Source organism: Luteococcus sanguinis (assembly GCF_039527675.1).
In the GTDB taxonomy this organism is placed as follows: Bacteria; Actinomycetota; Actinomycetes; order Propionibacteriales; family Propionibacteriaceae; genus Luteococcus; species Luteococcus sanguinis.
In genome coordinates this window covers 139,006-149,728 of the sequence record NZ_BAAAKI010000010.1, presented here as the reverse complement: position 1 = coordinate 149,728, position 10,723 = coordinate 139,006, and the positions used below count along the sequence as shown (strand labels likewise).

Annotated in this window: 7 protein-coding genes; 3 read left to right on the top strand and 4 right to left on the bottom strand. The window is 68.8% G+C overall.

Annotated elements, in window-relative coordinates; genetic code table 11:
• A partial coding sequence (locus ABD089_RS13845; protein WP_425560029.1) for a DUF2510 domain-containing protein occupies positions 1-140 on the bottom strand: 140 nt, incomplete at its 3' end.
• A 60-nt stretch (positions 141-200) separates the two neighbouring features.
• Complete coding sequence (locus ABD089_RS07935; protein ID WP_343885758.1) at positions 201-1,091, bottom strand: DUF2510 domain-containing protein; 891 nt, start codon at positions 1,089-1,091, stop codon at positions 201-203.
• Positions 1,092-1,186: 95 nt separating this feature from the next.
• Here ABD089_RS07935 and ABD089_RS07930 point away from each other — a divergent pair, with 95 nt between their 5' ends.
• Entirely contained in the window at positions 1,187-2,488 is a 1,302-nt protein-coding gene (locus ABD089_RS07930) for a glutamine synthetase family protein (RefSeq protein ID WP_343885876.1), read from the top strand.
• A gap of 78 nt (positions 2,489-2,566) precedes the next feature.
• Here the strand turns inward: ABD089_RS07930 and ABD089_RS07925 are convergent, their stop codons facing one another.
• Positions 2,567-3,310: a sterol carrier family protein gene (locus ABD089_RS07925; protein WP_343885756.1), complete on the bottom strand. Its 744-nt coding sequence runs from the start codon at positions 3,308-3,310 to the stop codon at positions 2,567-2,569.
• A 195-nt stretch (positions 3,311-3,505) separates the two neighbouring features.
• On the opposite strand from ABD089_RS07925, the gene ABD089_RS07920 reads away from it, so the two are divergent.
• On the top strand, positions 3,506-6,490 hold the full coding sequence (locus ABD089_RS07920) for a bifunctional [glutamine synthetase] adenylyltransferase/[glutamine synthetase]-adenylyl-L-tyrosine phosphorylase (RefSeq protein WP_343885754.1): 2,985 nt from the start codon (positions 3,506-3,508) through the stop codon (positions 6,488-6,490).
• Between the two features lie 75 nt (positions 6,491-6,565).
• On the opposite strand, the gene ABD089_RS07915 is transcribed toward ABD089_RS07920, so the two are convergent.
• Positions 6,566-8,707: a glucose PTS transporter subunit IIA gene (locus ABD089_RS07915; protein WP_343885752.1), complete on the bottom strand. Its 2,142-nt coding sequence runs from the start codon at positions 8,705-8,707 to the stop codon at positions 6,566-6,568.
• 264 nt (positions 8,708-8,971) lie between these two features.
• On the opposite strand from ABD089_RS07915, the gene ptsP reads away from it, so the two are divergent.
• The gene (gene ptsP / locus ABD089_RS07910) at positions 8,972-10,678 is read left to right on the top strand and encodes a phosphoenolpyruvate--protein phosphotransferase (protein ID WP_343885751.1); all 1,707 of its coding nucleotides are present in this window, start codon (positions 8,972-8,974) and stop codon (positions 10,676-10,678) included.
• The last annotated feature ends 45 nt before the right edge of the window (positions 10,679-10,723 follow it).

Below are 10,723 nucleotides of genomic sequence, written 5' to 3'. Positions count from 1 at the left end.
CCGCCCCCGCCAGAGCCCGGACCGATGCCGGGGACGGGCGCACTGCTCGGCTGGGCTGTCGTCTCGGACGACCACTGCCGGCCGTCCCAGTAACGGAACCGGCCAGGCGTCCCCGCAGGGTCTGGGTACCAACCAGGCATCGACATGGCGCCCAGTGTAGGAGCCGAAGGGGCGGCTGCCACTGCTGCCCAGAGCGCTGGCTAGCCCTCCACGCGCAGTGAGACGCGCGCATCGTCCACCAGCTGCTGGCGTGCCGCGTCGTCGATCGGCGCCTCGGCCACGAAGAAGGCCAGGTGCCCCTCACGTCCGGTGTCGACCACCACCACGTCCAGCACGTCACCCGCCACCGGCTGCCCGTCCACGGTGATCCGGGAGCGCAACCGCCAGCCGGAGTGTCCGTCGATGGTGACCGCCTCGCTCTCCAGGTCTTCCCGGCCGGTGACGCCGCGATAGTAGAAGGAGGTCGCCTCGCAGCTGGTTAGTTGCTGCGCGGCGGTGCGTGGCGCGCCGAAGTGCTCGCGGGAGACCTGGCCGACGACCGCGATCGACACCCAGGTGGCCGTCACGGAATTGCGCTGACCGGCGACGTCAATACCCCAGTCGACGCCCCAGCCGTTCGAGTTCTCCCAGCCGGGGATCTCGGCGTAGCTCAGACCACCCCCAAAGTAGCGGCCGTTGACCGGCTGGTTCGCCGCTGGGGCCGGGTCCAGTTCGGGGCAGGCCACCGGACGTCCGCCAGCGTCGGTCGGTTCCTCGGAGGCCGAGGGGGACGCGCTTGAGGAGCGCTCGTCCCAGCTGGAGATGGTGGGGGTGGACGAGTTGTCGTCCTCGGCGGCCAGACCACTGCCGGGATGGTTGCGCCACCACAGGAATCCGGCGGCCAGCAGGGCGAGCGCCAGCAGGCCGACCATCAGCACGACCCAGGGTCCGCGGCGATCCCGCTCGCCTGATCCTCCGGAACCCTCCGCGGCGCCCGGCGCGGGCGTGCCCACCGGATCGGTGGTGGTCTGCGCGCTCCATGAGGCACCATCCCAGTACCGGAACATCCCCGGCGCGCCACCCGGATCGGGGTACCAGCCACGATCTGCCATGGCCCTAGGGTAGGCCGCGAGTTTGTAACGCAGGTGTTACACGAGCGGAGCAGACTTGCGCCATGGACCGCCAGACAGATTACGTACTGCGCACGATGGAGGAACGCGACGTCAGGTTCGTCCGCCTCTGGTTCACCGACGTGCTGGGCTTCCTGAAGTCAGTGGCCATCACCCCCGCCGAGCTGGAGGGTTCCTTCGCCGAGGGCATCGGCTTCGACGGCTCGGCCATCGAGGGCTATGCGCGCATCCAGGAGTCGGACATGGTCGCCCATCCTGACCCGACGACCTTCCAGCTGCTGCCCTGGCGGACGCAGAGCTCCACGGCGCGCATGTTCTGCGACATCACGCTTCCCGACGGTTCCCCGTCGTTCGCCGACCCACGTTTCGTGCTGAAGAGGGCGCTCAAGAAGGCCGGCGACATGGGCTTCACCTTCTACACCCACCCCGAGATCGAGTTCTTCCTCTTCCGCGGCGAGCTCGTGCCGGGCCAGCGGCCCATCCCGCTCGACACCGGCGGCTACTTCGACCACACGACACTGGGGGATGGCACCGACTTCCGCCGCGACGCGATCCAGATGCTGGAACAGATGGGGATCTCGGTGGAGTTCAGCCACCACGAGGGCGCCCCCGGCCAGCACGAGATCGACCTGCGCTACGCCGACGCGCTGACGATGGCCGACAACATCATGACCTTTCGCGTGGTGATCAAGGAGCTGGCCGCTGCCCAGGGCATCACCGCCTCCTTCATGCCCAAGCCGTTCACCGAATGGCCGGGTTCGGGCATGCACACCCACATGTCGCTGTTCGAGGGCGACAACAATGCCTTCTACGACGCCGCTGACGAGTACCGCCTCAGCCGGATCGGCAAGCAGTTCGTCGCCGGCCTGCTGCACCATTCGGCCGAGATCACCGCTGTCACCAACCAGTGGGTGAATTCCTACAAGCGCCTCGGCGGTGGGGGAGAGGCACCGGCCTATGTGTGTTGGGGACGCAACAACCGATCGGCGCTGGTCCGGATCCCGATGTTCCGGGCCGACAAGTCCTCCAGTGCCCGCATCGAGATGCGTTCGATCGACTCGTCCTCGAACCCCTACCTCTCCTATGCCCTGATGCTCGCGGCCGGCCTGTCCGGGATCGAGCACGAGATGGAACTGCCCGAAGAGGCAGCCGACGACGTCTGGGCGCTGTCGGAGCGGGAGCGGTCCCTGATGGGAATCCGCCAGCTGCCGCGCAATCTGGACGAGGCTATCCGCGAGATGGAGAACTCGGAGCTGGTCGCCGAAACCCTCGGAGAGCACGTCTTCGACTACTTCCTGCGCAACAAGCGGGCCGAGTTCGAGGAGTACCGCCGTCAGGTCACCGTCCATGAGCTGACGACGCTGCTGCCGCGTGTGTGAGGTTCGGGCGAGCTACCGAGGTGCCCCTCCACAGGCTCGGGAGCACTGGGGGTCCAGGCTCGGCGCTCGGGGCCGCTGTCAGCCCAGGGGCGCGAGGTCGACGACCGGCAGCATCTGCGCCAGCTCGTCGGCGTGCGACCCGGACGAGGTGACCAGGCCGTCGCTGATCGCATGGTCCAGCGACATCAGCCCGGTAGCCAGTCGCACCCAGGTGCGCTCGTCGGTCTCGACGACATTGGGCGGGGTACCGCGGGTATGCGTCGGGCCACTGGCCATCGAGCCCAGCTGGACGGCCGTGGCTGGCGGGACCCGCACCTCGATCGTCTGCCCGGGGTGGCGGGCGGCCAGCGCGGTAGCCAGGGACCGGGCGACATCACGAAGGGCGGCGGGCTGCAGCGCGGGAGTGCCCATCGCCAGCACCACCAGCTCCACCAGGGTGGCGCGCAGATGGTCGGCCAGCCGGACATCGCCGTCGCGGGTCTGCACCGACATCGGCAGGTCATCGCCCAGTTTGGCGGTCAGAGCCGCGGCCCGCGTGGTGCCGATGTTGACGAGGGTCACCGCGCCGACGGAGTGCATCATCTCCCGGGTCAGCTCGAGCAAGGGCTGCACGTCGCGGGAGCGCCGGTTCATCACTTCGGGGAACTCGACCGGACGTGACGTGGTGGGAGAGTCCAGGGCGCCCAGGACATCGTCCAACAGGACGATCGCGTGTGCCCGGCCCTGCTTGCCCAGCCCTGACTCCCGACCGACCATCTCCCGCGCTTGTGCGCCGACGAGCTCGCAGGCGCTGCGCAGCGCGCGATCGCTTCGTGCAGCCATGATGGTCATACCTCCCATAGTCGCCAGCCCGGGTTTCGAGACGGTGGCCCCAACATTGCCAACACGTTAAGGCGAGTCGGACCACGAACGTTACGCCGTGGCCGTCCGTCGTGGTCTGACCGCAGTTCCCTGCCGTAATCTCGCAGCAGTGGGAGGCGCAGGCCGCTGGGCCGGCGCAGGATCTCTGGAGGCACGATGGCGCGACTGGTGACGACGAGCGGTGACCTGGCCCGCAGAGGCTTTGCCCGTCCGGCGGTGGCCGCCGAGCAACTGGAGGCGCTGCTGGAACGCAACGCTGGCCGGGGCCCGGCCTGGGACCCGGGAGCTGGGTGGCTGGACGTCTTCGACCACGCCCCCGACCCCGACCTCGCGCTCGCCGGGCTCAACCGGATCGACGCCGAGAACCCGGCCAGGCTGGACTGCGTCTCCGGCGACCGTGCGGCCTTCACCCGGCTGGTGTCGGTGCTCGGCGGCTCCACCACCCTGAACCAGCACCTGTGCCTGCACCCGCACGACATCGGGTTGCTCGTCGACGAGCCCCGCCGTTGGAGCGCGGACGAGATCCGCGCCGACTTCACCGCCCGGCTCGGTGTCGACCTCACCGGCGCCGATCCCGCCCCATCGGACGCGGCCGCCGACACACTGAGGCTGGCGAACAAGTCTCACCTGGTGCGGATCGCGGGGCGTGACCTGACCGCCGACGACCCCGAGGCGGGGATGGAGGGGGTCGCCGGGGAGCTCGCCGACCTCGCGGACGCCATCGTCGCCGGTGCTCTCGCCGTGGCCCGCCGCGAGGTTCCCGGCCACGAGCACGTCCGCTTCGGCGTCGTTGCCCTGGGCAAGTGCGGTGCCCAGGAGCTGAACTACATCTCGGACATCGACGTCATCTACGTCGCCGAACCGGCCGATGAGCAGACCACCTCGGAGCAGGCGGTCGCCATCGGGGTGAAGATGGCCGCCGCCATGGCGCGCACCTGCTCGACCCACTCGTCCGCGGGCTCGATCTGGCAGCTGGACGCCAACCTGCGCCCGGACGGCAAGAGCGGGCCCCTCGTGCGGACGCTCTCGTCGATGGCCGCCTACTACGCGAAATGGGCCAAGAACTGGGAGTTCCAGGCGATGCTGAAGTGCCGACCGATGGCCGGTGACCTGGCCCTGGCGCAGGACTTCTGCGAACTGGTCGACCCCTTGGTCTGGACGGCCGCCGAACGGGAGAACTTCCTGGCCGACACACAGGCCATGCGCCGCCGGGTCATCGCGCTGCTGCCGGCCAAGGAGGAGAACCGCGAGATCAAGCTGGGCGCCGGTGGCCTGCGCGATGTCGAGTTCACCGTCCAGCTGTTGCAGCTGGTGCACGGACGCGCGGACGACCGCGTCCGCACCCGCGCGACCCTTCCCGGGCTGCGTGCGTTGGTGCAGCACGGCTACATCTCCCGCTCCCACGGTGCCGAGCTGGAGGCCGCCTACCGGTTCGAACGGACGCTGGAGCACCGCATCCAGCTGCAGAAGCTGCGGCGGAGCCACCTGCTGCCCGACGACGACGCCAGCCTGCGGGTGATCGCCCGCGGGATGCGCGCCAAGGGGCCAACCGAGCTGGTCGAACGCTTCCGTCAGACCCAGCGCCGGGTGCTGCGCCTGCACCAGCAGGTCTTCTACTCCCCCTTGCTCGCCGCGGTCACCCGGATCAGCACCGACGAGCTCAAGCTCACCACCGAGCAGGCCCAGGACCGGCTGCGGGTGCTCGGCTTCCACGATCCAGCGGCCGCGCTGCGACACATCGAGGCCCTCACCAATGGCGTCTCGCGTGCGGCGGAGATCCAGCGCCAGCTGATGCCCGCGATGCTCGGCTGGTTCGCGCAGGGCCCCAACCCCGACCACGGCCTGCTGGCCTTCCGGCACCTCTCGGAGTCGCTGGGCTCCAGCCCCTGGTACCTGCGCGCGCTGCGCGACGAGGGTGAGATGGCCGAACGCCTGGCCCGGCTGCTGTCGTCGTCCCGCTGGGCCGTCGACCTGCTCGAGCGTTCCCCGGAGTCGTCGCGGATGCTGGCCGACACGGACGAGCTCGTCCCGCGCAGCCGCGACGACCTGGCCACGGCGATGGTTCGGGCTGCGGGGCGGCACAGCCAGGACGCGGACGCGATTGATGCCGTCCGTGCGCTGCGTCGCCAAGAGTTGCTCCGTCTGGTGATGGGTGACCTGCTGGGGATCGTCGAACTGGACCAGCTCGGCCGTGGTCTGGCTGACCTGGCCGGGGCGACCATCGACGGCGCGCTGCAGATCGCGGCCCGTGAGCTCCATGAGCCGCCACGGCTTGCCGTGATCGCCATGGGCCGGTGGGGCGGTGGTGAGATGGGGCTGGGCAGTGACTGCGACGCGATGTTCGTGATCGCGGATTCCGACGACCCTCAGGCCACCCGCAAGGCTGAAAAGATGGTCACCCGGTTGCGAGCGATGCTGGCCCAGAAGGGCCCCGACCCGGCGCTCCCGATCGACGTCGACCTGCGTCCGGAGGGCAAGAACGGGCCCGTGGTCAGGACGGTCAGCTCGATGGCGGCCTACTACGCCCGCCACGCCCAGACGTGGGAACGCCAGGCCCTCGTCCGCGCCGCCCATGGCGCGGGGGACGAGCAGGTCAGCGCCGAGGTGCTCGCGCTGGTGGATCAGCTGCGCTGGAGCCCCGAGGGGTTGACCAAGGCCCAGCTCACCGACATCCGCAAGCTGAAGGCCCGGATGGAGACCGAGCGGATGCCGCGCGGCCAGGACGCCAGACGCAACACCAAACTGGGCCCCGGGGGGCTCTCGGACGTGGAGTGGACCGTCCAGGTGCTGCAGCTGGAGCACGCTGGCAACCGCCCCGAGCTGCGGACCCCCTCGACCATGCAGGCGCTTGCCGCCGAGGTCGCCGCGGGCCTGATCTGCGAGGCTGACGCGGACGAACTGGTGGCCGCGTGGCGGCTGGCCAGCAGGATCCGCAATGCGGTGATGCTGGTCCGTGGACGTCCATCCGATGCGTTGCCCGGTGAAAACCGTGAGCTGGCTGCGGTGGCCAGCCTGCTGGGCCACCGGAAGGGGGAGAGCTCCGTGTTGTTGGATGAGTGGCTGCGCACCTCCCGGCGGGCATCGCAGGTGGTGGAGCGGCTCTTCTGGGGCCGCGAGCCCCGACCGGAACCCAGCCGCTGATCGCCAGCAGCGCAGACGAAGGGGTGGGAGCCGGTTGGCTCCCACCCCTTCGTGCGTGGACGTGCGCCGGTTGGCTCAGCCCTCGAGCTTGGCGGGCTTGCCCGTGGTCGAGACCAGACGATCGCCGACGGCGACCTCACCGGACTCGGTCAACGGGGTGACCGAGGCGAACTTCTTCGGGTTGGTTACGAGCACCGGGGTGACGGCCGAGTAGCCGGCAGCCTCGATCGCGGCGCGGTCGAAGGTGATCAGCGGGGAGCCCGCCTCCACCCGATCACCCTTGGCGACGTGCAGCTGGAAGCCGTTGCCACCCATCTGGACGGTGTCGATGCCGACGTGGACGAGCAACTCGACGCCACTGTCCAGGCTCAGACCAACGGCGTGGCCAGAGTCCATCGCGACGACAACCTTGCCCGCGGCGGGCGCGTACACGGTGTCACCGGAGGGATCGATGCCGACGCCCTTTCCGACGACGCCGGCCGCGAAGGCGGCATCCGGCACCTCCGACAGAGGCATCACGCGTCCGGCCAGCGGAGAGGTGACCTCGGTCACCGCGTCGGGCTCCATGGCGGGCTTGACGGCCTTGGCCACCGCAGCGGCGGCGGTGGTCGCACCGGCGTCAGCCGCGGCGGCAGCACCGGTGGTGGCGGCAGCCGCACCCACGGTGGCAGCGGGGGCGGCAGCATCCGCGACGCGGCGGCCAACGGTGGCATCAGTGGTGCCAGCCAGGGCGGCGTTGTTCCCGTCCGCGGTCACGGCGGCGGTCACCGGGTCCTTGTAGCCACGGATCATGACGACGGCCATCGAGACGACGAAGGCGATCAGCACCGAGATCGCGTACTTCCACATCGGGGAGAACACCGGGATGGTCAGCAGCGAGGTGAAGGCGAAGGCATTGGTGGTCACGCCACCGAGCACGCCGATGGTGATGCCGCCGGCAAGACAGCCAGCCAGCATCGAGGGGTAGATCCGCTTGAACCGCAGGTGGATGCCATAGAGCGAGGGCTCGGAGATACCACCGAGGAGGCCCGCGGCCAGGGCGCCGGATGCGGTCTGCTGCATCTCCTTGTCCTTGTCCTTGAGGGAGAGGGCGAGGACGGCAGCGGTGGCGCCGAAGCAGGCGAAGTTCCAGGTACCCATCGGGCCCTGGATGAAGTCATAGCCGAGGGTCTTGATGTTCATCAGCATCAGGGCGTTCAGCGGCCAGTGCAGGCCCAGCGGCACCAGGAAGGGGTACAGCAGCGGGATGACGATGGCGAACACGATCGGCCAGTGGTTGTTCATGTACGACAGACCTGAGCCGAGGCCATTGCCCGCCCAGACACCAATCGGGCCAAGGATGAAGGCGGTCAGCGGCACCATGATCAGCAGGCTGAAGAAGGGCACGAAGACCATCTGCAGGTTCTCGGGGAAGATCTTCTTCAACATCTTGTAGACCACGGCGAGCAGGCCGACCATCAGCAGCGGAACGAAGACCTGTCCGGAGTAGTCGTTCATCTGCAGCGGCAGGCCGAAGATGTGGGCCACGCACTGGTCGGTGCCCAGGGTCGCGTTGGTGGTGCAGGTGGTGTTGGCCGCGTTCTTGACATTGTCGGTGAACTCCGGCGTCATCAGTGCGCCCATGATGGCCGCGCCCAGCCAGGGATCGACGTTCAGCTTCTTGGCGCCGTTGTAGGCGACCATGATCGGCAGGAAGTAGAAGACGCCGCGCCACATGGTGTCGTAGAAGAACCAGCTGGCGCCCTTGTCGGCGGAGCGGAACTCGACCACGCCGAGCGCGTCCAGCACGGCCGCGATCGCGATGATCAGCGAGGCGCCGAGCAGCACGCCCAGGATCGGGCGGAAGGAGTCGGAGAGGAACTCGAAGAAGGAGTCCAGCCAGCTGAACTTGCCGCGGACGCCCTGGTTGCGCAGATCGGCCTTCAGGTCCGCGTCGGACTTGCCGGCGGCGGGGGCGGCACCCGCGGTGGCCATCACGGGCAGGTTCTGGATGTCGTTGTAGACGCTCTGGACGCCGCCACCGATGATCACCTGGTAGCGGTTGCCCGATTGCGGCACAGCGCCCATCACGCCGGGGATGGACTCCATCGCAGCCTTGTCCACGATGGAGTTGTCGTTGAGCTCGAAGCGCAGTCGCGTTGCGCAGTGCGTCAGCGAGGCGATGTTGCCCGGGCCGCCGATTGTGTCGACGATCTCCTGGGCGGTGTTCTCGGCCATTGCTGGCCCCTTCCGTCTAAGGGTTGATTGCGTGTGAGGTCAAAATAACCGCAGACAAACCTACTTTGGGCATTTCAGCGGCCTGTCGCCGGGTGGCGTCCAACAGGTGCGTGGGTGAGCGCTTCCTGCGCGACGAAACAGGGCCCGACCCTCGTCGCGCCGCCACCTTGGCGTCTAGGGTGTGGTTGTTCATTCGGACGCGCCTGCCGCCGGCGGGTGCACAGACTGCGTGCCGCACGGCACGCAGGTAGACAGGGGGACACGGTGGACGACAACGACAACATCCTGAAGGGCGTCCCGGCCTCGCCTGGACTGGGCGTCGGCACGATCGTCCAGCACCGGCCGGCCGAGATCGCCGTGACGGAGGCTCCGTCGGGCACCCCGGAGCAGGAGCAGGCGAAGCTGGACGAGGCCATCGCCGCTGCGACGCTGCAGCTCGACGGACTGCGCCAGAAGATGGTCGATGACGCTGACCCGTCCAAGGCCGCCATCTTCGTGGCCCACGGCGAGATCGTGAAGGACCGCGCCATGCTGAAGCTGGCGAAGAAGGGCATCGAGGGTGGCAAGTCCGCCGAGTTCGCCTGGAACGAGGCCTTCACCACCTACGCCGACAAGCTCGCCGGCATGAAGAACGACCTGTTCGCCGAGCGCGCGAATGACGTCCGCGACGTCGGCCGCCGGGTGCTTGGCATCCTCACCGGTCACGACGAGGCGAGCCGCGAACTGCCCGACCAGGCCATCCTGGTGGCCGAGGAGCTCACTCCCTCCGACACCGCGCAGCTCGACCGCTCCAAGGTGGTCGGTTTCGCCACCACCACGGGTGGCGCGTCCAGCCACGTCGCGATCATCGCTCGCTCGCTCGACATCCCGGCCGTGGCAGGTATCGACGCCCGCGCACTGGAGATCGCCGACGGCCAGCGGGTCGTCCTCGACGGCTCCAACGGCACCCTGCAGATGAACCTCGACGACGAGCAGATCTCTGCCATCTTGGAGCGTCGCGACCGGATCGCCGCGAAGAAGCAGGCGGACATGGCCCGCGCATTCGACGAGGCCACCACCACCGACGGACACAAGGTTGACGTCGTCGCCAACATCGGCAACCTGAAGGACGCCGAGCAGGCGATGACCTTCGGCGCCGAGGGCGTCGGCCTGCTGCGCAGCGAGTTCATCTTCCTGGACCGGTCTGAGGCCCCCAGCGAGGACGAGCAGGCGCAGATCTACGCCGACATCGCGCGCGCCCTCAAGCCGGGACAGCCTCTGGTGATCCGGACCCTGGACGTCGGTGGCGACAAGCCGCTGCCGTACCTGCCGATCCCCAAGGAGGAGAACCCCTTCCTGGGCATCCGCGGTGTCCGCATCGCCTTCGACCGTCCCGAGGTGCTGCGCACCCAGTGCCGTGCCATCCTCAAGGCCGCCGACGCGGGTGCCCATCTGCACGTGATGTTCCCGATGATCGCCACCCTGGAGGACTACCGCCAGGCCAAGGCGATCTTCGACGAGGAGGCCAAGAGCCTGGGTGTCGACAATGTGCCGCTCGGCATCATGGTCGAGGTTCCCTCGGTGGCGGTGATGGCCGACCAGTTCGCCAAGGAGGTCGACTTCTTCAGCGTCGGAACCAATGACCTGACCAGCTACACGCTGGCCATGGACCGCGGCCACGCCAAGCTTGCCCCGCAGGTCGACCCCTGCAACCCGGCCGTCCTGGCGCTGATCGGACGCGCCGCCGAGGCCGCCCACAAGTACGGCAAGTGGCTGGGCATCTGTGGTGGCGTCGCCTCCGATCCGCAGGCCGTGCCGATCTTGGTCGGCCTGGGCGTCGACGAGCTCTCCTGCTCGATCCCGGCCATCCCGGCGGTCAAGGCCCAGGTGCGCGCCTGGTCCTTGGACGATTGCAAGGCGCTGGCCGAGAAGGCCGTCGCCTGTGACACCGCCGCGGCCGTCCGCGCGCTGGTGCCGCTGGCCGACGACTGATCCGCACGGCAGTCACGCACCGAGCCCGAAAACCACCGATGTCGG

Bases quoted from the DNA above. Each gene is read 5' to 3' on its own strand.
- ABD089_RS07935 (WP_343885758.1), bottom strand. From the start codon at position 1,091: ATGGCAGATCGTGGCTGGTACCCCGATCCGGGTGGCGCGCCGGGGATG.
- ABD089_RS07930 (WP_343885876.1), top strand. From the start codon at position 1,187: ATGGAGGAACGCGACGTCAGGTTCGTCCGCCTCTGGTTCACCGACGTG.
- ABD089_RS07925 (WP_343885756.1), bottom strand. From the start codon at position 3,310: ATGGCTGCACGAAGCGATCGCGCGCTGCGCAGCGCCTGCGAGCTCGTC.
- ABD089_RS07920 (WP_343885754.1), top strand. From the start codon at position 3,506: ATGGCGCGACTGGTGACGACGAGCGGTGACCTGGCCCGCAGAGGCTTT.
- ABD089_RS07915 (WP_343885752.1), bottom strand. From the start codon at position 8,707: ATGGCCGAGAACACCGCCCAGGAGATCGTCGACACAATCGGCGGCCCG.